The following is a 21,242-nucleotide window of genomic DNA, read 5'->3' on the forward strand; positions in this document are numbered from 1 at the left end:
GCCGCTTTAGCTCAGTTGGCTAGAGCAACGGTTTTGTAAACCACCGCCTTTATGGCGGTTCTTTTTTTATCTACATCACGAAAGTGGTGTTTTTTAATTTCCACGAGGTTATCAATCGGCTGTCTGATAATCTCGTGCAGAATTAACAAACTGTACTATTACGATTACGTAAGCGACACCGTAAAAGAGCGTACGACGAAAATTATACAAGCGTGACAGATTGCTCAAGGTTCAGGCGTAACACGTGTAGAAGTTAGTATCTTAAAAATTTGGTCTAGTGGGTAGCGTCGAGCGGTTTGATAGCCGCTAGCACATTTTATAATTCAGCTAGCGTTCGATGGGTTAAGTTTATTACAACTTTGTAGTTCTTGTTTATTATCGAACGCTCAGCGCTGCTCACTACAGGTCTCCCACACCTGCGCTAAAAAGTGGGCAGTATAAAGCAAAAACCGCTCAAAAGAGCGGCTACAAAGCCATTATATCAAATGGCAGATTGAGAGTAAATATGAAAATTGAAGTAAAGCAAATTAGAGCAAGTTATCGCTTTGATTTCTTTGATAATGAGTGGTATTGCAACCACGACAATCTAGAAGTAATTCAACCTTGCTGTTCAGGTAAAGAAGCGGAATGGTGTGGTTGCCAGGGCGAACCTGAGTTTTATTGTCCGAATCCAGATTGTGACGGAATTGAGGACGAAGTTGTAAATATCTGTGCTAGAGAGGAGTTAGTACAATGTCTAGCGTAGAAAATAAAGAAAATAAAAAACAAAACAAGGAGAAGAAAATGAAAAAACTTAATATTGAAACTATCAAAACTATCATCATCACGATTTTAATTACAGCAATTATCGCTTTTATCGGCGGAATGCAATATCAAAAGAACCAGACTGAACAAGTCAAAGCTGAAGCTGCAACAATCGTCAAGAATGTGAAAGTTGAAGTGTCAAAACAGTAGCGACGGAGAAGCGGCAACCGTTGCTACCGCAAACTGCCGCAAGGGTTGAAGCCTCGCCTGCACCTCAAAAAGCTATGGAGAAAGCTGGTGTAGGCGGCTGCGACAGGTTTCAACCTTTACTTGAAAAATATGACTGGGACGTACGAACTATGTTAGCGATTATGAGAGCTGAAAGCGGATGCGATCCGAACGTGACAGGTGATACAAGCCTGACATTTACGCAAAACGGAAGAGTATATGGTTATTCAGTTTCTCTATTCCAAGTAAGGATTTTACCTGGACGAGAAAAGTGTGATTCGCACAACCCAGAAATAAATATTGACTGTGCTTATCGCGTGTGGAAATCACAAGGTTACAGAGCTTGGTCAGTTTACACAAATGGAAGATATTTAAGATTTTTATAGAAAGGAGGCACGATGAGTGAATTATACAAAGCTTTACAAGAGTTTCGCAAAATAACACCACTGGTGAAAGCCTCAAAAGAAAACCCATACTTCAAAAGTAAATACGCAGACTACAACGATGTAGTCAGTGAAACACGAGAAGATTTAGAAAAATGCGGATTGATGGTTAAGCAAACAATCAGTCATATCGATACTAAAACGGCTATTAGAACCAGGCTCATTCACTTGGAAAGTGGTGAGGTGCTTGAAGATGTTGCACCAGTTGAAAGCGCACCTAACAATCCGCAGACGCAAGGCTCAGGTATCACTTATATGAAGAGATATTCATACATAGCAATGCTTGATTTACTTGTCGATACTGATGACGACGGTAACCTTGAACGCAAGCTCAAAGAAAGAACTGACAAAGAGTCTGCCGATTTAGCTACTGCCGAAAAAGCCTTACGAGCTTGTAAAACACTAGGAGAATTAAAAGAGAAGTATATTGAGATTCTCAGAGCTAATCCAAAGCTATCACGTGAACTTGTCGGCGTTAAGGATGAGGTAAAGGCAAAGCTAGGAGGTGATAAATGAAAATCCTAGACCTTGAACAACGAAGTCAAGAATGGTTGGATTTTCATGAAGGCAGGATATCTGGCTCATCAGCTAAAGATTACTCGTCAGTTCGGTATATACCAAAAGCCGAGCTGGTCGAATTCGCTGAAAGTAAAGGCTATGAGTTTCCGAAAAATCTGACAATGGATAATATCCGAGCAATGCTTACAGAAGATGAATTGAATGAACTCTATGCGAATGTTCAAATAAACGATTCAATCTATAAGCTAATTGCTCAACGAATAGCTAAGCCAATCAATCCGAATGACTACACTTTACCAGAAGGAGCTACTTATTCGGCTATGCTGAGAGGTCAAATCCTAGAAGAGGAAGCTAGGGAGCTGATTTCTGAAAAACTTGGTAAGAAGATTATCCCTGGTCGGGTTTGGCAATCTGATGTAAACGAATATATGATTTGCTCACCAGACGGCGAGTTTGAAGATGAGACAGAAGCCGTAGAGATTAAGTGTTTGGATAGTTGGAAAGTAGTAAAAGCTTACTATGAAAAACATCCACCTTCCGAATACAAGCCGCAGATTATTCAGTACTTTGTAGTTAATGAAAAATTGAAGAAGCTTTACTTCTGTATCTACTCAGACGTGTTCTCAAATCCAGATTTAGGATTACAGATTTTTGAATTAAATCGAGAAGACTATAAAGAGGAAATCGAAATAGTAAAGCGAGTAGAAAACGCTACTCTTGAGCTAGTAGAAAAAGAAGTCCAAAAATTAATGTTCTAAGGAAAGGATAAGGGGTATGACGGACGAAGAATTGAAGAATATGAAATTAAGCGAGGAAGATTTGAAAGAATCGACATATTTTACTGAAGGTGTTCACGCTGTAACAATCACCGAAGCTACTTTTGAAAAAAATGCAAATGATAAAGTGTTTCTGAATGTAAAGGTTCAAGGTACAAACGGCGAACAAGGCGATGCCAAGTTATGGTTTACTGGTGCGGCAACGCCTTTTTCTGTTGATAAAATCCGTAAGATTTTTGTACATAATGCAAAAGATGATGAGCAGAAACAGAAGATTCGTGATTTTTTCAAATCTATGAAGAGCCTATATGAAATGTCTCAACTAATCCAGAAATTGCCAGGAAAGTCTTGTTGGTACACAATCCAAAAAACAGAAGAGACATATATAGATAATAACGGTGACGAGAAATATCGATATGAGCGAAATATCTGGGGATATGAGCCAAAGCTGAAGAGTAAATCTGGAAATATTGCTGAAGACATTGACCTTAGCGAGCCTGTCGATTTGAGCGAAATACCTTTTTAGGAGGTTAAATGACGAGAAGAAAAAAAGTCTATCTTCTCGAAACTGACAACGGGTTTACAATCCGAATTGTAGACCCAGACATCAGTTTTATGAGGAAGTTTAAGTGGACGTTTATAGATAACAATTTAGTAATCTCACGAAGATTGAATCGGGGGGAAGAGAATGACTTCACAGAGATTAAGGGACGTAAACAACTGCACAACGTATATTGTCAAAAACGAAACGCTAAGCAGAAATTTTACGACAAGGAAAGAGGCTCGAGATTTTAGAAAGAAATCTGGCGGTACTATTCGAAAAATAACAACTTTAGACGGTTTTATCACAGAGGACAAGCTAATATGGTAACCGTCAAAGATTTGTTCAAAAAAGAGCGGGAGGCGTGGCTAGAAGAGGCTCGTGTAACCGCTAAGAAACTATTAGAGGATAAATCGCTTATCACGATCGAGGACGTCTTAAAAGAGTGCCCTCGCCCTGAATACATACACAGGAACACAACTGGCAACATATTCAGATGTGATGATTTTAAGCCTGTTGGCTGGCGAAAAAGTGAACGACCGATTATGAATGGCAGATTCGTAAGAGTTTGGCGTTTAGGAGAATAGCGTGGCAAGTCGAAAACTAATTCAGAAAGCTGATAGGATTTTCTCAAAATATATAAGAATGAGAGATTCTGAAGATGGATTCTTTATTTGTTGCTCGTGCGGTCAGAGAAAGCCTTTTGAACAGGCTGACGCTGGACACTTCATAAATAGAAGATGGATGGCTCTCAGATATGACGAGCGAAACGTACACGCTCAATGTCGATCATGTAATCGATTCGACGAAGGAAACATGATTGGTTACACAAGATTCATGCTTAAAACTTACGGCGAAGATATCGTTGATTTATTGGAAAGTATGAAAAAGCCCTATAAATGGACAGACGGAGAGCTAGAAATTTTAATTAAAGACTTAAAAAACAAAGGACAATAAATGTTTATTTTAATTTGGATAATAATTGTCATGTTCTTGCTAATTTTCATAGCTATCTCAGAATACAACATAGCTAAACAAGATGAAGAATGGATGAACGAGTTGCGAAATAAGAAACGCAATCGTAAAGAATAGGAGTAATAATGGGTTCACTACCAAAAGCTACTAGATCAAGTATTTATCAAGCCCTCTTCGAATATAAGATCCTTACACAAGCCGCTCAACTTAATATTGCTAAAGGGTACGCTAAATATGATGACCTTGTAAGTTATCAAGCTTCACTTGATGGTAAAGTTTCTGAAAGTATTATAAAGACGATGGAAAAGTTTCAAAGAGAAACAATTGAATATTGGTATTACTCTTTAATAGATAATGAGAAGAATGGTATGGTTGCGATGAAAGAAACTATAGAAGAATTAAAGGATAGAGAGGATAAAAAATGGAAAAAGAAGTAAAGCCTTACTACGAAGATGACTACCAGTCATTAGACGAGGTCGACACGGTAGACTTGCTGGAGATGAAGGAGGGTGCATTAAACGACCTGAACGAGAGCGAGCGAACTATTCATCGTATAAATCAGATATTAGCCAGTCGTGCAATTTACGCCACGCAATTGGAGCTATTTTAAGGAGAAAAAACTGATGTTTATATTTATAACTATAAAACTAGCAGAACTCATATGGGGGTTCAAAATATCTGATGATACTACAGGTGGTGTATATATGATATATGCCTTCAGTACTCTTGAACTTTTAGCAGAGTTGGTTATAGTTACGTTTATTTTTCTATATTGTGTGTTTAAGAAAGGAGCGAAAAAGCATGAAACGTTATAAACTTCTAAAAGATTTACCCACCTTCAAAGCTGGACAGTTAGCATATATCTCTAAAACAGGAAATCTTATTGCTGGTACTCCAGAAAACCAAAAGACCACAGAAACGGGCTTAATAATAATGATTTACCACGAAACTACCCTGAAAAAGTTTCCAAATATTCTCACAGAGTGGTTCGAGGAAATCGAAGAGCCGAAAGACAGCATTCACTGGAAGCCTAAAATTGGCGATAGGTGTTTTATTCTTGAGAATGCCAATATAAGACCAACAAACTATACTGGAATGTTACGTGATTACAATGCTTGGAGCACTGGCAGAGTATTCCGCACTGAAGAAGAATGTGAAAAAGCTCTTGACCGTGAACTAGCAGAAGTTAGACTACAACGAACCTCAACATTTAAGCCAGACTTTGAGAATGGCAAGGGTGGTTGGGCTGTCTATTATGACCATGGACATGAAACGCTCGCCGTGTGTGAACTTGATGACTGTGATGCTGGTGAACCTGTACGCTATGCGACTAGAGAAGAAGCTAAAAAATCCATCGAAGAAAACGAGCAAGATTGGAAGATTTATTTTGGAATTAAGGAGGAAAAATGAAAGAGTTTAGTATTCCAGTAAAAATAACCTTAGACTGTTATTTATCAGTGAAAGCCAGCAATCAAGATGAAGCTTATGAAATTGCCGATGACACCATGTACTGGGCATACCAAAATGGCGCACCAGAGCAACATAAAGACTTGTCTATTCTAGATTGTGAGATAGCAGTGGATGGTGAAGATATAGATTTAGACGAGTGGAGAGACCCGTCAGATACAGATTCGTAAATATGTACTCTACAGGTGACCTGAGCAAGTCGATAAACTGCTCAATCGGGTACAAATCGTACCCAGTAGAAAACCATTTACGACAAGTGTCGAAATTGGTTTAGAACATTAACAATTCAACCGTAGAACTGGACAGATGACTATTTTGCCCACCCGAGTCGTCTGTTCAACTGGTAGCACGAGTGTTCCAAAATGACCAACGCCGTAGAGGCGCAATTGTTGCATCCCTCGTGCTATCAACTGGCAACATCAAACCTTAAAGTAATTAACTCACTTAATGATATACAAATTGGTGTTGTCAATCGGGTATATAAGTGGCTCGAAAGCCTGAAACTAAGCCTTGCGTTGCAGCTCGCGAAGTTCCGCAACTAGAGCTAGAAAAGTAACTGCTGACTTTGCAACTTGAGCAGTGAAAGATGTGACTATACGAGTACATCTACCTTAACTAGGTAGCTCTGAGTGGTATCTCAACATCGCCCGCGAGGGAGGCAAGTCGGTCTTGCGAGGATATAGAGATTAAAATGACCATCTCGGCAAATCATCATCAGCTTGTATACCCGTCCAGTTCTGCGGTTGAGATAAAGGAATAAGATAATGTCTAGAATTAAATCAGCCAAACGCTACAAGATATGGGGAAGTAGAGGCTTCTGTTGTAAGTTTGAGGACGGATGCAAAGCTGCATATGTAATCGCTAATCGAGTATTCCGTAGAAAAACCCGACAATATCTTAAGCTTGTTAAAAATGGAAGGGAGATAGAATAATGAGTGAAACAGTAGGACGTAAAGGAAAACTTATTCTCTGTAAAAAATATAAAGATGCTGACGAACTTGAGGCTAACTTACAAGAGTTTTGGAAAAGCATACCAGTAGAAGAACGGGGCAGATATTACAAGGATGTAGAAGAAATCGAGGCATACGAACTCGAGGATAACGGCTATGTCGTTATTGATGGAAATTGTATTTATAAAGTTGAATTAGATAAAGATTTCGACGCATATGATAACTTTGTTGAAATTACTCAAATTCAAGATGGTGTTTATAAATTCGTAACACAGTTCTATAACGGCTCAACCGATCTTCAAGAAATGTTACAGGAGGGTTTTGATCAAACAAGGAAGAAGATGCCAATGATTTACGAAGTCAGAGTTCGAGTAGTAAAAGAAGGCACTGTATTTGTTGAAGCTAAAACTCAAGATGAAGCCGAAAAGGCTGCCACGAGGGATAGTGTCGTATCGAAACCAGGCTTTGCAGACACTATAGAGTACTATGCTGATGAGATTTATAACGCTGATAGCACTGTTGATAAATCAGATATTGAAATTATTAAGGCGGAGGACGTGTTATAATGCGTGAACTAAAAATTAGGGCTTGGTACAAGCCATATAAACAAATGTGTCAGGTTGAATCATTACGATTTGATGGGAATGGAGTTTATACAGCCGTTCTTATAGATGAGCCTTTTTATGACCGAAAACTTGTTGAGGCAGACGAGATTGTTATTGAGCAATATACAGGCTTGAAAGACAAGAACGGTGTAAATATTTATGAAGGCGACATCCTTATAGACGATACTGGTGAGCCTATCGAGTACTGGGTCGTCAAGTTTTCTGAGGGCGGATTTGTAGGCGAATGTACAGGCGTGGCTGAGCCTCTCTTTGAACTGGCAAACCTAGAGGTTGTTGGCAATATCCACGAAGACTCTGAACTGTTGGAGGAGGAATAATGACAGACGAAGTTTTAATGACTTGCATCAAGATTGTTATAGACAATCTATCTTATAAGATTGGCGATTTAACCCTGATGTACGAGCATAAACAAGTCGATCCAGACGACTTCTACAAAGAAGCTAGTTGCATAAAGAGCGATTCTGTCGAAAGTATTATGGATCTGGTTAGAGAGTATGAGGAGTCGTTGGAGAAGAAATAATGTTTGAGTCGATACGAAAATCAAGCGAAAAGCAAAATGAACTGCTTGAAGAAATCCTGGAAAAGGGCTCGTTAGAAAGTGTCCTGAAAGATATAAATCCTATCGAACCTAGTGTTACGTCTTTATATATGGATCCGTATAATTACGATGAAACAAAGAGATGTGTAAATGGCAATATCGGTGAACGTATTCTGGAAATCGTAAGGCTGTATGGAGAAATTAAATATCTGACTGAGGTAGTTCCAAAACAATACGAAACCTTCAAACATATTAAACAGGAGACGAAGCGGTACAAATGGATATGTTACAGTAAACTATAGACAATCTGTCTATATAATAATATAATTAAATTAACACGGGACTACTTGTCTCGTGTTTTTTTATTTCTTTAACAATTGGGAGTTGCTAGGTGGCGAAAGTGACTAGAAGAATAGACTACATACCGATACGCGAAGTATCTAATTTAACAGTCATATTCTACAGTCATGAAGCTATTTATGTATGCGATAGGGAATGTGTGTATGTATTTCATCGCTGGTTTGTCTACGACAGAACTTCATACAGTCGCAGTTTCTCTCCTTTTCGTAGGTTTCTAATGGAACGAAAGAAAATAACTATCCAGGAAGTCTTCGAAAGGGCGAATAAATACGATTTAGCTATTCAAAAAGCAAGAGGGTTGCCTGATTTAACTAATAGAAAAGTGAGGTTTGTGCGATGAAAGTTATTAAAGTCTATCAAAAAGAATGTGCAAGTTGCGGTCATTATAAGACGCAGATGGAACGCCTTGAAGAATACGCTATGAATAATGGATATGTAGTTCAAGTCATCAGAACGCCTCTAAGTGAAAGTTTTTATAAAGAAGCGGCTGTTTGGAAGTTACCACAACCTTTTTGCGTTATTGACAATAAAGCCTACCCGTTAGGCAAATTACCAGGAGATAAAGAATGATAGCTTTAGCCGGATTTGCTCTTGCTTATTTATTAACTGCTACGTCAGGTCCGTTTGATATATTTAGTAAATTACGCTCGATACTGCTGAAAAGAAAAGTGCGCGTTTTAGAGTGTATGGTTTGTACTGGTGTGTGGACAGTAACATTGATATGGATATTATCAATGACAGACTTTAGTTATTTGTTGAAGCCGATTTCGGCAATAGGTTTAGTAATTATTATAGTGGAGGTAATAAAATGACAGAAGCCCCTAGAAAGCAACGCAAACCCTCAGTTGGTAGGAATGGAGTCCCAACGCCACCAGGATTTGAAGCACACCCAGAACGTCGTCATAATGGCGCCTGGAAAAAGACAGAAACGGCACGATATAAATTGGAGCAGATGATAAAGCTTACCGAACAGGAGCTGGAGAAAATCTCTGAAGACCCAAATAAAAGCCTATTTGAACGTAAATTAGCCACAGCTATAAAGAAAGCTCAGTGGAAAGAGATTGAATCAATGATTAACCAGGTCTACGGTACACCAAAGCAAACTATTGAGCAAACTAACATTGAAGCGCCAAAACCGCTAGAGGATTTATCAAAGAAAGATTGATGTGTTCGGCAAGACCTCTACTTACTATAAAATTAAACGACTTAACAAACGTATTCGCATTGTTCAAGGTGGTACTAGCGCTGGTAAAACAATAGCCATACTTTTAATTTTGCTTGAGTATGCTACTAAGAATCCAGACAAGATAATAACCATCGCAAGTATCAACCTGCCTCATCTTAAGCGAGGTGCATTGCGAGACTTCAAGAATATACTCACAGCTAATAATTATTGGCAGTACTACAGAATCAAAGAGAATAAATCGGATTACACGTTTACGTTATTCAATGGGACAATGTTCGAGTTCGTATCCCTTGATGACGACAAAGCTAGAGGTCCTAGGCGAGATGTCCTATTTATCAATGAGGCTAACTTAATCAGAGAAGATGCATTTAATCAGCTAGAAGTTCGTACGCGAGAGTTTATTTATCTTGACTACAATCCAACGGCTGAATATTGGGCGCATGAATTGGTAGGACGTGATGACGTTGATTTCGTTATCGTAACCTATAAAGATAATGAAGCCCTTGAAGATAGTATTATTGCGGCAATCGAAAGGCGTCGCTCTAATAAGAACTGGTGGAAAGTCTATGGTGAGGGGCAGATTGGTGAATTGGAAGGACTAGTATTTCATGGCTGGCAATCTATCAACGAGATACCTGAGCACGCTGAACTAATGGGTTATGGATTAGACTTCGGTTTTACGAACGACCCGACAGCACTTGTTTGTGTTTATCGAGAAGCTGACGGATATATCCTTGATGAGAAGCTTTACAGTACAGGTTTGTTTAATAAGGATATCTCAGAGGTTATTCATAGAGAAGGGCTAGCTAGTGTGCTAGGAATCGCGGATAGTGCCGCGCCTAAAGATATTGCTGAACTTGTGGAGCTAGGCTGTACGGTTAAAGGAGTGACTAAGACTAGTGGTGATGTCAAACAGACTTATAGACAATGGAGTGTGAATAAGATGAGCGAGCTTAATATTAAATACACAAAGAACTCAACCAATCTACAGAAAGAATATTTAAGATATATGTGGGCAACTGATAGGTCAGGCAAAAGCCTGAACGTACCACAAGACGGCGACGACCACGCACTAGATGCCGCTAGGTATAGACTTACTGAGATGTTTATCCCACAGATAGAGTATGGTGGCGTACGATAGGTAGCGATAATAGTATTATGAATTTATTGTCACTTTTTAAGCCAAAATCTCAAGTAAAGGTTGAGGGCATTTCTTCATTAGCTAATTTTAATACAGGAGACTGGTATAGTCGTTATTGTGCAAGTAAATACGATTCTGCCTACCCAAATATTCAAGCGATTGCTAATGAGTTTATCACTATTATGCCAAAAGTCATCGACTCGAATGGCAAGACCGTACAGAACAATCCAGTTCTTAATGCCCTTTATCATCCTAATCAAGCAGATGATTTCGTTTCATTCAGCGAGAAGCTTATTGTTTCTACTTTAGTAAATCGTAATACTTTTATTTTGGTTTGGGCAAAAGAGAACGGTAGCGCTGTAAAGACTACGAATTATGGGTTCAAGGGTCAGAACATTGCTGGATTCACATTCTTAGAGCATCCAAGTATTACACGCCGTGATAATAAGACCTACTATCAAATAGGGGCTGAGACTTTTACTGAAGATCAAGTTATTGTAATCTCTGGAGGTGTTGACCCAAGCAACTTATACGCTGGATACTCACCAACCGAAGCCGCTACCCAATGGATTACACTAGACGATTATATTGCTGACTTCCAACGTGGGTTCTTCGAGAATAACGCAATTCCTGCTGGTATGTTTGTCATTGCGGCTCGTACTGCTCGTGAATATAATGATATGGTTGATCTGCTGGAATCTCGACACCGCGGCGCTGGTAAAAATGGCAATGTTACGTACTCTCACCGTCCAATCGACCCGACAACGAATAAGCCTGCTGAAGCACAGATTCAGTGGATACCATATGCACAATCTCAAAAAGATATTGATTTTGCGGCTGTGTTTGAACAGGCGAATAAGCGAATTGATATGGCGTATGGTGTTAGTCAGATTATTAAAGGCGTTGACGACCAAGCTAAATACTCAAACGCTGACGTTTCTGAACGTGGTTTTGCTAAGCGTGTTGTTTATCCACGAGCGCTTAAGATTTACTCTCGTTTAACGCATGAACTCAATCGAATTACTGGTGGAATTGGTGTTGCTATTACTTTTGATTATGAAATCCCAGAGATTGCCGACCGCAAAAAGGTTGAAGCAGAAGTCATGGCGACTAACACAGACACTATCTTAAAGCTGGTTGATAAAGGTTACGAATTAGATTCAGTCATTGACGCACTCAAACTACCTCAAAACTACAAGCTGCTTAAACTAGGCGAGAATAACAATACTGAGATAGAAAACGACAAGCCCCAAGTTGACGAGGGCGGCGAAGTGGAGAAAGCTCCAGACCCACGCACAGTAGGTGCGCTTAAAGCCGAAGCCTCTGAGTACGACAAACTATATAATATTGCGAAGAGTTTTATGCAGAGCCGTGTTGATCAAGCTATTCAAGAACTTGGTACTCAAAATGAAGCTGAAGACGACAAGCTGGAACGTTTCATAGAAGACTCATTAGCGTTAATCACTCTATTGCTTATCTCTAGCGGTACAGATCAATACAAAAAAGGCTTAGACATGGTTAAGAGCGCAGGACTAGACACTGAAAGCACTGACGAGTTTGTTCTATCTGATACTGCTAGAGCGGATTACCGTTCACATCTTACACGAGTAGCTAAATCATATGATGATGAAACCAAAAAGGTTATCAACGATACGCTAGAGCGATCGCATCTTGATAATTTAAGCGAAAGTCAGACAAGAGACTTACTGAGAGATATCATGAACACTGACGAATACAGGGTTGCCCGATTGGCTCGCACTGAAATACAGCGCTCTGAGAGTGTTGGCGATGTAGAGGCTATGAAACAGCTCGAAGCTGAAACAGGAGCAGAAATTGAAAAAACTATAAATCATCCAGTCGGCGCACATTGCCCAGAGTGTAGAGCGTTGGAAGGAATCTGGAAGCCTGTTGCTCAACCGATGATAAAACTCAATGAAGCAATAGAAACAGACGGCGGCACATGGATAAATGATTATGAAGAAAATATCGGCGGTCCTATTCATCCTAATTGTGGTGGTCGCCCGAAGTTCAGGATTAAGCAATGATAAAGATAAACTGTAGATATTGTGGTAGATATTTGTTTGAAGCAGTTACTTCTACTGCTATACAGGGTTTAATCTGCCCAAACTCTAAATGTAAAGCGAAATTGAATATTAAAGTTCTGTTCGCGACTGACTGCTCCGACAAGATAAAACAGCTTGTCTTCACTGAAGATGAGAAGCCCCCTCGCACTCACGATAGCACCTCAGAATGAAAATAAGGCAATGCTCATTTGAGCGCCGAATAATAACCTTAAAAAGGAACGCTAATGGATAAATTCTGGAAGTGGGCGAAAGCTGAAGCCTCAAACGAGTTAATCATCAATGGCACTATTGCTAGCGAGAGTTGGCTCGAGGATGACGTTACGCCAAAACTTTTCAAAGAGGAATTAGCTGCGCATACAGGCGACATTACAGTGAGGATTAACAGTCCTGGTGGTGATGTATTCGCTGGTGTATCGATTTACAATATGCTCCGTGAATATAATGGGCGTGTTGTAGTGAAGGTCGATGGACTAGCTGCGTCTATAGCGTCTCTCATAGCAATGGCTGGCGACGAAATCGTTATGCTGCCTGGTGCAATGATGATGGTTCACAAGCCGTGGACAATCGCAGCAGGAAATGCAGACGAGCTAGGACGAGCTGTTGAGATGTTAGAGAAGACTTGTGAGAGTATGATTCCAGTTTATGCAAGCCGAACAGGGCTATCTGAAGAAAAGATAGAAGAACTGTTAGCTGCTGAAACGTGGATGACTGCCGCTGAAGCTGTGGAGCTTGGATTTGCAACCGAAGCAGTAGAAGCGAAAACAAGCTTGTCTGACGCTATGAAAGCTGCCGCTAGCTATACCTCAATCGTGAAAGACGCTTGCTTGGCACCAGCTATGGCAATCGCTACACGAGTAAAAAGCGAGAAGGTCGCGGAGGAAACGACCGAAGAACCTGCTGACGATACACCTGAGACGCCAGTAGAAGATAAATCAGGTAAAGAAGAGGAGAATAAAATGAACGAGGAAATCGCAAAGGCTCAAATCATCGAGCCAAAAGAACAAGCAGAGGTTACGACAACCCCTACTGTTAATGACTATCTAAAAACTCAAGCATCAGTGCGAGATTTTACACAAGTGTTGATGGCAAACGCTGGTCGTACTTTTAATGACGTAAAGAGCGCTTGGCAAGACGTTTTGGTTAAGAATAACTTGACCGACAAAGAGTTTTTCAAATTGCCAGAGCCTGTCGTTTCTGCTATTGAAGACGCTGTAACATCAGGTGAAATCTTCAGTAAATTGAATAAGACTGGTTTGGATGTATTCAAGGTTACTTGGGACAAAGCCGATGTTGAAGCTGATACTAGCCGTGCAGGCGGACACAAGAAGGGCGAAAAGAAAGACCAACAGGTCATTGACTTTGAAAGCCGTACAATTCGCGCTGGTGTGATTTATAAGTACTTGGTACTTGACAAGCAAACTATCCGTGAGAACAAATCAACGGGTGCGTTGATGAAATACGTTCTGAACGAATTGCCTACCCGAATTATTCGCGAGGTTGAGCGTGCTGCTGTTATTGGTGACGGTCGTGAAACTAATGACAAGCGCAAGATTACGTCATTTACTTCTATTAAGTCAGACGTAAAAGCAAAGAATACCTTCGGTGATGAGTTGACTATCGCAGCTGGTATGAGCCGCGCTGAAGCTGTAGCACGAGCTAAGGACATGATCCGTACTGACGGTGAGATTGTTCTTATTGCTAAGAAAGGCTTTGCAACAAGCGCACGCTTTGAAAAGGGCGCTGACGGTAAATATCTGTTTCAGATTGGCGCAAAGGCTGAAGATGTATTAGACACAGCTACTATCATTGAGCCAACATGGTTTACTGATGCAACTGACCCAGACTACGACGCATACGTTGTTGTGCTTGGTGCGTACAAGACGGTTGGTGATACTTCTGTAGAAGCCTTCACTAACTTTAAGCTTGAGACCAACGAGGAAGAGTTCTTGCAAGAGCTTTACATCGGTGGTGGCTTGTCTGGCTTGAAATCAGCAATCGGTTTGAAGAAAGCTTAATAGAAAGGGAGCGTTGAGATATGCAATACAATTTGACTAAAGAACAAGTTGAGGGCTATTTACAACGCTCCCTAACTTCATTTGAAAGCGGCAACTTTGATAACCTATTGCGAATAGCTATCAGTAAGCTTGAAGCGTTGATTTGTAGTAAAGTCGGCTATATAGAAGAAGAGCGAACTTTTCAGGGTAGAGACGGGATGAGGTCTGTGTTTATTGGTCTTTGTTCTGAAGTTAAATCTGTTAAAGTGAACTCTAACTCGGTCGACTTTGCCACTTATCTAGGAGATAACGCTAGTCAGCTTTGTGACAACATAGTACTGAATAAGCCCACAAAACATACTGACGTAATAACTGTTCATGGTGGATTTGGTTTGAAAGTAATTCCCGAAGAACTAGTTCAAGTTATATCTGAATTGTTTGCTGTAAAACTTGCTGGAGGGGATAAGATTACTTCTAAAAAGGTCGAAGACTTCAGTATTACTTACGATAAGACTAGCGAGTTAGACAGGATTATTGAGAACTATAAGTCAATACTTGATAAGTACAGTCAATGTAGTCAAATCACATTACGTTCAGGAGAGATAAGAAATGACCGTATTCGATGTATTTAAGTCGACCCCTTACATTTTTTTGGAAATTACCAAAGGAACGGTACGTGGCGACCTTATAAAACACCACACAGGTTTGTCTGGTGTCTTTAAGCAGCGTAGTGGGGTTACGGCATCAAACAACATTCAAGTAACTGATTCGACCGCGACACTGCATGTAAAGCCTGTCGATTTTATAGACTTTACAAGCACTAACATGTTTGTAGGTCATGGCGTTCAAGTCAATGGAGTTTCTTATCAAATTGTAGGCGCGACTGCTGGCATGAACTTCGATACTGATACATTAGAGCATTACACTCTGACTCTGGAGCGCGCAGATTATGGAGACTACTATGGTGAAGCTCAAGAATAATATTGACGCTTGGCAGAGAATTCAAGCAGTGAACGCTAAAAATAAGAGAAAGGGTATTGCTCAGGCTATAATGTCACGAGCGCAAATGCTAGCGCCAGTTGATACTGGAGCACTAAAGCAAAGCGTACGACTAGTCGATAATGGTGATACTACAAGTGTTGTATTCGGTGGCGGTGATGTTCCATACGCAAAACGCCGTCACTATGAAAACAAAAAGAACCCACAAACGTTGAATTATCTAGAAAAAGCAGGCGAGAGCGTGAAGAAACAAGTTGATTTTAAGGGAGGTCTTCGATGAAAGTATTTTCACTGTCGCTTTTGAAATATCTAGAAAACAACGAATTCGGTGAAATTGATAAAGATTTATTCTGGAATAAGCTCACTCTCGACAGGAAAGGCGTTTATATCTCTGATATAGGCGGCAACCAGTCGAGAGGCGTTCGTCCTACATATTCATTTGAACTTTATTCACGAGGGAAAGATGATTTGGACGGATACAAGAGATTGGCTAGAATATCTGAATTTCTATCTAATAAGCTCGGCGTAAGTATATCTTTACCTGAGACCAGTTACACAGAGGAAGGCTTTGATTGTGTGGTTTTCGAATCAATATCAATGCCAACATCTGTCGAAAGGGACACTCAGGGCAGAATGATTTACGCAATAACGGGGCTTGCAAGAATTAACTAAAAGGAGGAAATATGAACGTAGAAGAGTTCAAGAAAGCACTAGCAAAGCAGAATGGACCAAAAGAAGTCTATCTAGGTCAGCTAGTAATCCCACAGGATATGCTGGGAGACATCGCCGTTAAATACCAAGGCGGAACGACAGAAACTGAAACTCAAGGCGGCACAATCCGACGTCCAAGCGGTCGAGCTGACACGTCAGAAGTAACACTTACTCTTTACTTGGCTGGTCCAGAAAGTGTGAAGGCTGTTTACGCTGGACTATACGAGGCGGCATCAGGCGCAAAACAGACAGTTGGAAGTGTAACTTGGGGTGCTGGAGCTTGCGCAAGTTCTGCAACTACCGTTCCACTGCACATTCACCCAGTATGTGAAGCTAATGACGACTTTGATGTTCACGTATATAGTGTAACGCTACCAGACAGCTTTGATACTACATTTTCAGCTAGTGGAGACGATTCAACTTTGGAATTAACCTTCCAGATGAACCGCACAGCTAAGGGCTTCTTCCGCTACGGACCAGGTCTGAAAGACAAGAAGGGCAAGTATGACCCTCAAACTCAGACAGTGAAACCACTTGAGGCGTAAGCTAACTGTGAATAAGAATACCGCTCGTTTGAGCGGTATTTTGTTATCTAATATTTCTTGCGACAGTCTAGTTTCGTATCTTTTTCAACCACATATGCAGCATTGAAATGAACTCGCGGAATGACTACTTGGTATTTTTTTGTAGAATTTGCTGGGACTTTATCAAATGAGTATTCTTTAGTGACTGTAGGATTTGTTTTGTCTGAAGGCTGTAGAGTAATTTTACATGTTGCATTCATGTCTTTGTTTGATGAGTTTGTTAGCTCGAAGTTAGTAACCATATTAGCGACGTCGTATTGTTCTGCGAGTGCGGAAGCCGTGCCTGTTATTTTCCCAGATTGAGAGTCTAGAGCTTGCATTAAAGCACCTGCTATGAGCATAGCTAGAAGCGCAAGACCGATAATTTTAGGTATCATTTTTACACCTTTAGGCTGATATTTCCAGTTCAGGTCTTGTGAGAGTTTCTTATATCTCTTATTGTAAGTTTTTTGGTCGAGCGTTCCGTTGTCAAGCTGCTTTATTAATGAATGTAGCTTGTCGGCGTCCTCTTGCGACAATTTTTTAATAATTTTTTCGTCCATTTATACATGCCTCATTGAAATTTAATTTAATGATTATACATTACCACATCTTGCCCGAAAAGTCCCTATGCTCACGATAAAAGCTCAAAATTATAAGATGAAAGGGTAAATAATATGACAATTAAATTAAATCTATCAAAATATCAAGGTTATAAAGAGGTTGACTTCGGTGAACCATACGGAGTATTAAAAGTACGTCCGCTAGGATCGAATGAAAGCCTAGAGATTAATAAGATTACACGATTATCTGTCAAAGCTATAAATGAACTAATGGCACTACAGGCAGAAATCCAGAAGATTGACAGGTCAAAGATCAAAGACGACGACAAGAGCGTTGTTGAGAAAATAGACCGCGGCAATAAGCTTTTGGCGGAACGAGAAGAGCTTGCAGAAAAAGAGATTAAGATCTATGCTGGCTGTTTTGATGACTCTAAAAAAGCAATGGAAATGCTAGGTAGCTTATCTAGTTTAGCTATTCAAGATTTGTTTAATGATATCTTTTCTAGCAGAGAAAGTAGGCGTAAATAGTGGCAGTAGTAAACTTAAAAGACTTGCTCACACCTGAAGAGAAGGCACGTGTTGAGCAGCGATATAAGGATCGCACCACGCGACAAGCCACTGGAGCGAAAGTCGCACCTGAGATGTGGATTATTGCTAAATTAGGTGTGTATCTTGGCTGGGGCGCAGTCGAAGCAGTGAAGCGTGGATATATTGAATCATTCGAGAAGAATGGTGACAGTTTTGAGAAAGTTCTTGTTCCGTTTACTTTAGACGAGGCTTTGATGCTAATTGATGCCGCAGACGCTGTACATAACCAAATGACCGCTAAGAATCAATCAGCGACATATTATGCGACTGCTGGTGCGTTTTCCAAAGAAGGATTTAGTGCGTTAGAAAAAGATTTGAAGAAGAGGTCGGAGATAGCATTCGATGAGTAACGTTGGCGAGATTTCATATGATGTCAGACTAGCTTTAGATAAGCTAGATGCTGATATTGGTTCTGTGAAATCAAAGCTTGACGGTCTTAAGAAAGACGGCTCCAATTTAGAAAAAGGTCTGGCTGTAGGCGCAAGTGCCGCCACCTCAATGTTACTTTTAGATAAAGCCATAGGACTTGTCTCAAATTCAATTGGTGGAGCTGTGAGGCGTGTAGACACGCTGAATAACGCCGCTCGTGTGTTCCGAGCAATGGGACAATCTGGCGATCAAGTTTCCGCATCAATGAAGCAGCTCGAAGCTGATATTAAAGGGCTACCTACATCTCTTGACGAAGCTGTAAGAGGCGTGCAACGTCTTGTCGCTGTTTCTGGTTCAATGGTCGCTGGAGAGCAGGCGTTTAAGGCTATAAACGACGCTATTCTAGCATTCGGCGGTTCAAGCGCTATGGTGGACAATGCTATAACACAGCTCTCGCAGGATTTTGGACGTGGAGCTGTTCAAGCTCAGACGTTTAATTCATTATTAAATTCGGGAATGACACCTGTTTTGCAAGCAGTCGCAAAAGAGATGGGCGTTACAATGGGTACGCTCAAAGAAATGGGCAGCGAAGGTAAGTTATCTGCTGAGCAACTCACTCAAAAGCTTATAGAATTAGATCACAATGGAGGCGGAGGTCTTGAATCTCTTGATTCAATGGCGGAAAAAGCGACTGGCGGTCTTCAGACTTCATTTACGAATATGCAAACTGCTGTCGCTCGAGGAATGGCTAACCTTATTCAAGGATTAGGAGCAAGCAATATTGGAGCAATTTTAGCTGGAGTTGGCGCAGGAATAGAAACTGTATTGAATGCTGTTGGTGGGTTGGCTGGTGCTGTTGGTGCATTGTTGGCTCCATTTAGCGGTGTTATACAGGTCGCAGGCTCAGGAATCGTAACATTTGCGCTTGTTGCTGGTGGATTATTTATATTGCAAAAAGGATTCCTGTTAGCTCGAGCAGCGATGATAGCGTTCTCAAGTCATCCAATCGTAGCTCTGTTGTCTGCTATTGCGGCTGGTGCGGTGATGGCGGCACAGGCATTTGGAATGCTTGGTTCTGCGGCTGGTGGTAGCGGAGAGAGCGCTGAAAGTCTAAAGTCTCAACTGGCAAGCGTTGATGCTCAAATAGCGCTACTTGAGAAATCTGCTGGTGGTTCGTCTAAAGGTATGGAAAAGGCGGCAAAATCCGCCAAAAAGCTAACCAAGGAGCTAGACAAGCTAGAAGCTCAAGCGTCTAAAATATGGAGAGATTATAGCCGAGACTTAAATGACATCCGCGTCAAACATGAAGACACAATTAAGGACCTAACTAAACAAATTGCCGAGGAAAATGCCAACTATGACGCTGAAATAGCCAAACGCTCTGCCTCATTTAGAAAATCTCAAGTCGAAGAAATCAGAGAACACCAGAGTAAGGTTCAAGCTTTAACAAATCAGATTAGGTTTTTGCAAAACTTTAATAACTCTTACAATGCTCAGAAGCTTGCTGAGCTACAGTTTGCATTAGACAAAGAGCAGGCACTATACGACGAGCAATTCGCGGCAAACCAGGAGAAATTAAACGCCGAGAACGATGCCGACAAACTCAAAAGAGATCAGAGGCTAGCTGATTTACAACAACAACTTAACACTGAATTAGCATTTCAAGATAAGCACCGTGCTGATTTAGCTAGTGTTCAAAATATGATTAAGCTTGATGAGATTGAAAGTCTCAAAGAGCGACGCGATGAACAATTAGCCACACTTGAACAGCAAAAACAAGACGCTCTATCTAATAACGCCGAAACAAATGCGGGTATTCTTGCAAATAATGGAGAGACCTTAGAGAAGCTGAAAAAACAAAGAGAAGAACTAAATAACAAATTGAAGACTCTCAACCAGCAACAGGCAGACGACGGAAAGTATACGTTCGGCAAATTCTTAGATGATATGTGGCGAGCGACTGTGGACTTCTTCGATTTTGGAGGTGGTCGATTCTGGAAGCCAATGCGCGACTCTTTGGGTAATTTTGGTTCTTGGGCGGCAAACCTAGGAGTTGCGGCTTGGAACGGCGTTATCGGTATTGGTAAAGGAATGATAAACGGCTTGATAGCGCAAATCGAGAGGGTCATAAACAAGCCTATAGATCTATTAAATGGAGCCTTAAATATCATAAATAAGATTCCTAATGTTCACATACCTAACATTCAGAGGTTCAGTCTTCCAAGGCTAGCAAAGGGTGGTGTTTTGACTACAGCTACACCTGTTATCGCTGGTGAATATTTAGGAGCTAAGGCTAACCCGGAAATCGTTACTCCACAAAAAATTATGGCAGATACGTTTACTAAAGTACTAAAAGAGACTAATACACAGCCATCGCAACAAATCACCATCAATGTGAGCGGCGTATTCGCAACTTCTCCTGACGAAAGAAGAAAAGTTGCTGACCAAATTATGCAGGCGTTTGAACAGAGCCAGAAAGCGAGGTTCGCATGAAAGAGATGACATTAACCGATTCTACAGCTTCAAAAACTTGGAATCATGAATACATTTCAAGCCCATTTTCTGAGAATTCTAATTTTGGAGAGACAGACGTTACTGTTTTGTCGGGAAATGTATATACAGACTACGTTTATCACAAAAGAGTTTGGACTAATATTTTTGGTCATTTAACAGCAGATGAGTTCGCTGAATTGTGGGGCTTTGTTCAAAGGCAATATACGACTAATAGATATCCACTACTTACATTATCTGACGGCTCAGCTACTAATACCCCAGTGAAGATTTCTATCAGTAAAAAAGACGTCATAAACCTGTGTGGTGATGTAGAGGGTATTACTTTAACGATGGTCGAGACTGAGCAGAACTTGGGACAATAAA

The 21,242-nt window shown here is 40.6% G+C and carries 33 protein-coding genes; 32 read left to right on the forward strand and 1 reads right to left on the reverse strand.

Annotation, left to right across the window (positions count from 1 at the left end; genetic code table 11):
* Positions 1–505 precede the first annotated feature (505 nt).
* The 28 genes from LRM45_RS03940 (at position 506) to LRM45_RS04075 (ending at position 16,827) form a co-directional block, all read left to right on the forward strand.
* Positions 506–745: a hypothetical protein gene (locus tag LRM45_RS03940; RefSeq protein ID WP_243826831.1), complete on the forward strand. Its 240-nt coding sequence runs from the start codon at positions 506–508 to the stop codon at positions 743–745.
* Positions 733–954 carry a hypothetical protein gene (locus LRM45_RS03945; protein ID WP_243826832.1) on the forward strand — a complete coding sequence of 74 codons (222 nt, stop codon included), beginning with the start codon at positions 733–735 and terminating at the stop codon, positions 952–954. Before LRM45_RS03940 ends, LRM45_RS03945 begins: the two co-directional genes overlap by 13 nt.
* A 20-nt stretch (positions 955–974) precedes the next feature.
* On the forward strand, positions 975–1,358 hold the full coding sequence (locus tag LRM45_RS03950) for a transglycosylase SLT domain-containing protein (RefSeq protein WP_243826833.1): 384 nt from the start codon (positions 975–977) through the stop codon (positions 1,356–1,358).
* A gap of 12 nt (positions 1,359–1,370) precedes the next feature.
* Positions 1,371–1,931, forward strand: coding sequence for an ERF family protein (locus LRM45_RS03955; protein ID WP_243826834.1), 561 nt, complete (start codon positions 1,371–1,373; stop codon positions 1,929–1,931).
* A complete protein-coding gene (locus LRM45_RS03960; RefSeq protein WP_243826835.1) occupies positions 1,928–2,692 on the forward strand; it encodes a YqaJ viral recombinase family protein in 765 nt (254 codons plus the stop codon). Before LRM45_RS03955 ends, LRM45_RS03960 begins: the two co-directional genes overlap by 4 nt.
* A 16-nt stretch (positions 2,693–2,708) precedes the next feature.
* A complete protein-coding gene (locus LRM45_RS03965) occupies positions 2,709–3,236 on the forward strand; it encodes a hypothetical protein (RefSeq protein WP_243826836.1) in 528 nt (175 codons plus the stop codon).
* A gap of 8 nt (positions 3,237–3,244) precedes the next feature.
* The gene (locus LRM45_RS03970) at positions 3,245–3,505 is read left to right on the forward strand and encodes a hypothetical protein (protein ID WP_243826837.1); all 261 of its coding nucleotides are present in this window, start codon (positions 3,245–3,247) and stop codon (positions 3,503–3,505) included.
* A 69-nt stretch (positions 3,506–3,574) separates the two neighbouring features.
* Positions 3,575–3,838, forward strand: coding sequence for a hypothetical protein (locus LRM45_RS03975; RefSeq protein ID WP_243826838.1), 264 nt, complete (start codon positions 3,575–3,577; stop codon positions 3,836–3,838).
* A gap of 1 nt (position 3,839) precedes the next feature.
* Positions 3,840–4,208, forward strand: a complete 369-nt coding sequence (locus tag LRM45_RS03980) for a recombination protein NinG (RefSeq protein WP_243826839.1) — start codon at positions 3,840–3,842, stop codon at positions 4,206–4,208.
* A gap of 143 nt (positions 4,209–4,351) precedes the next feature.
* The gene (locus tag LRM45_RS03985; protein ID WP_243826840.1) at positions 4,352–4,663 is read left to right on the forward strand and encodes a hypothetical protein; all 312 of its coding nucleotides are present in this window, start codon (positions 4,352–4,354) and stop codon (positions 4,661–4,663) included.
* Positions 4,648–4,836: a hypothetical protein gene (locus tag LRM45_RS03990; protein WP_243826841.1), complete on the forward strand. Its 189-nt coding sequence runs from the start codon at positions 4,648–4,650 to the stop codon at positions 4,834–4,836. The genes LRM45_RS03985 and LRM45_RS03990 overlap by 16 nt, the downstream gene beginning before the upstream one ends.
* 191 nt (positions 4,837–5,027) lie before the next feature.
* A complete protein-coding gene (locus LRM45_RS03995) occupies positions 5,028–5,636 on the forward strand; it encodes a hypothetical protein (protein WP_243826842.1) in 609 nt (202 codons plus the stop codon).
* Entirely contained in the window at positions 5,633–5,863 is a 231-nt protein-coding gene (locus LRM45_RS04000; protein WP_243826843.1) for a hypothetical protein, read from the forward strand. The genes LRM45_RS03995 and LRM45_RS04000 overlap by 4 nt, the downstream gene beginning before the upstream one ends.
* Positions 5,864–6,624: 761 nt before the next feature.
* Positions 6,625–7,209, forward strand: a complete 585-nt coding sequence (locus LRM45_RS04005; RefSeq protein WP_243826844.1) for a hypothetical protein — start codon at positions 6,625–6,627, stop codon at positions 7,207–7,209.
* Positions 7,209–7,586: a YopX family protein gene (locus LRM45_RS04010; RefSeq protein ID WP_243826845.1), complete on the forward strand. Its 378-nt coding sequence runs from the start codon at positions 7,209–7,211 to the stop codon at positions 7,584–7,586. Before LRM45_RS04005 ends, LRM45_RS04010 begins: the two co-directional genes overlap by 1 nt.
* The gene (locus LRM45_RS04015) at positions 7,586–7,789 is read left to right on the forward strand and encodes a hypothetical protein (RefSeq protein WP_243826846.1); all 204 of its coding nucleotides are present in this window, start codon (positions 7,586–7,588) and stop codon (positions 7,787–7,789) included. Before LRM45_RS04010 ends, LRM45_RS04015 begins: the two co-directional genes overlap by 1 nt.
* Positions 7,789–8,109 (forward strand): hypothetical protein, encoded by a 321-nt coding sequence (locus LRM45_RS04020; RefSeq protein ID WP_243826847.1) that lies wholly within the window; start codon positions 7,789–7,791, stop codon positions 8,107–8,109. The genes LRM45_RS04015 and LRM45_RS04020 overlap by 1 nt, the downstream gene beginning before the upstream one ends.
* Positions 8,110–8,503: 394 nt before the next feature.
* Complete coding sequence (locus tag LRM45_RS04025) at positions 8,504–8,737, forward strand: hypothetical protein (RefSeq protein ID WP_243826848.1); 234 nt, start codon at positions 8,504–8,506, stop codon at positions 8,735–8,737.
* Entirely contained in the window at positions 8,734–8,979 is a 246-nt protein-coding gene (locus LRM45_RS04030) for a hypothetical protein (protein ID WP_243826849.1), read from the forward strand. The genes LRM45_RS04025 and LRM45_RS04030 overlap by 4 nt, the downstream gene beginning before the upstream one ends.
* Complete coding sequence (locus LRM45_RS04035; protein ID WP_243826850.1) at positions 8,976–9,332, forward strand: hypothetical protein; 357 nt, start codon at positions 8,976–8,978, stop codon at positions 9,330–9,332. Before LRM45_RS04030 ends, LRM45_RS04035 begins: the two co-directional genes overlap by 4 nt.
* A 1-nt stretch (position 9,333) precedes the next feature.
* A complete protein-coding gene (locus LRM45_RS04040; RefSeq protein ID WP_243826851.1) occupies positions 9,334–10,494 on the forward strand; it encodes a phage terminase large subunit in 1,161 nt (386 codons plus the stop codon).
* Between the two features lie 17 nt (positions 10,495–10,511).
* Complete coding sequence (locus LRM45_RS04045; protein WP_243826852.1) at positions 10,512–12,539, forward strand: phage portal protein; 2,028 nt, start codon at positions 10,512–10,514, stop codon at positions 12,537–12,539.
* Positions 12,540–12,802: 263 nt separating this feature from the next.
* A complete protein-coding gene (locus LRM45_RS04050) occupies positions 12,803–14,593 on the forward strand; it encodes a head maturation protease, ClpP-related (protein WP_243826853.1) in 1,791 nt (596 codons plus the stop codon).
* A gap of 107 nt (positions 14,594–14,700) precedes the next feature.
* On the forward strand, positions 14,701–15,204 hold the full coding sequence (locus LRM45_RS04055; RefSeq protein ID WP_243826854.1) for a hypothetical protein: 504 nt from the start codon (positions 14,701–14,703) through the stop codon (positions 15,202–15,204).
* Positions 15,182–15,553 (forward strand): hypothetical protein, encoded by a 372-nt coding sequence (locus LRM45_RS04060; RefSeq protein WP_243826855.1) that lies wholly within the window; start codon positions 15,182–15,184, stop codon positions 15,551–15,553. Before LRM45_RS04055 ends, LRM45_RS04060 begins: the two co-directional genes overlap by 23 nt.
* The gene (locus LRM45_RS04065) at positions 15,534–15,851 is read left to right on the forward strand and encodes a hypothetical protein (protein ID WP_243826856.1); all 318 of its coding nucleotides are present in this window, start codon (positions 15,534–15,536) and stop codon (positions 15,849–15,851) included. Before LRM45_RS04060 ends, LRM45_RS04065 begins: the two co-directional genes overlap by 20 nt.
* A complete protein-coding gene (locus LRM45_RS04070; protein ID WP_243826857.1) occupies positions 15,848–16,243 on the forward strand; it encodes a minor capsid protein in 396 nt (131 codons plus the stop codon). Before LRM45_RS04065 ends, LRM45_RS04070 begins: the two co-directional genes overlap by 4 nt.
* An 11-nt stretch (positions 16,244–16,254) precedes the next feature.
* Entirely contained in the window at positions 16,255–16,827 is a 573-nt protein-coding gene (locus tag LRM45_RS04075; RefSeq protein ID WP_243826858.1) for a hypothetical protein, read from the forward strand.
* A gap of 47 nt (positions 16,828–16,874) precedes the next feature.
* On the opposite strand, the gene LRM45_RS04080 is transcribed toward LRM45_RS04075, so the two are convergent.
* The gene (locus LRM45_RS04080; protein WP_243826859.1) at positions 16,875–17,408 is read right to left on the reverse strand and encodes a hypothetical protein; all 534 of its coding nucleotides are present in this window, start codon (positions 17,406–17,408) and stop codon (positions 16,875–16,877) included.
* A 114-nt stretch (positions 17,409–17,522) separates the two neighbouring features.
* Between LRM45_RS04080 and LRM45_RS04085 the strand changes: the two genes are divergently transcribed.
* The 4 genes from LRM45_RS04085 to LRM45_RS04100 are packed head-to-tail and all read left to right on the forward strand — an operon-like array spanning position 17,523 to position 21,241.
* Complete coding sequence (locus LRM45_RS04085) at positions 17,523–17,936, forward strand: hypothetical protein (RefSeq protein WP_243826860.1); 414 nt, start codon at positions 17,523–17,525, stop codon at positions 17,934–17,936.
* Positions 17,936–18,346: a hypothetical protein gene (locus LRM45_RS04090; protein ID WP_243826861.1), complete on the forward strand. Its 411-nt coding sequence runs from the start codon at positions 17,936–17,938 to the stop codon at positions 18,344–18,346. Before LRM45_RS04085 ends, LRM45_RS04090 begins: the two co-directional genes overlap by 1 nt.
* Positions 18,339–20,858 carry a tape measure protein gene (locus LRM45_RS04095; RefSeq protein WP_243826862.1) on the forward strand — a complete coding sequence of 840 codons (2,520 nt, stop codon included), beginning with the start codon at positions 18,339–18,341 and terminating at the stop codon, positions 20,856–20,858. The genes LRM45_RS04090 and LRM45_RS04095 overlap by 8 nt, the downstream gene beginning before the upstream one ends.
* Positions 20,855–21,241: a hypothetical protein gene (locus LRM45_RS04100; protein WP_243826863.1), complete on the forward strand. Its 387-nt coding sequence runs from the start codon at positions 20,855–20,857 to the stop codon at positions 21,239–21,241. Before LRM45_RS04095 ends, LRM45_RS04100 begins: the two co-directional genes overlap by 4 nt.
* Position 21,242: the final 1 nt, after the last annotated feature.

Source organism: Candidatus Nanosynbacter sp. TM7-057, from assembly GCF_022828295.1.
GTDB lineage: Bacteria > Patescibacteriota > Saccharimonadia > Saccharimonadales > Saccharimonadaceae > Nanosynbacter.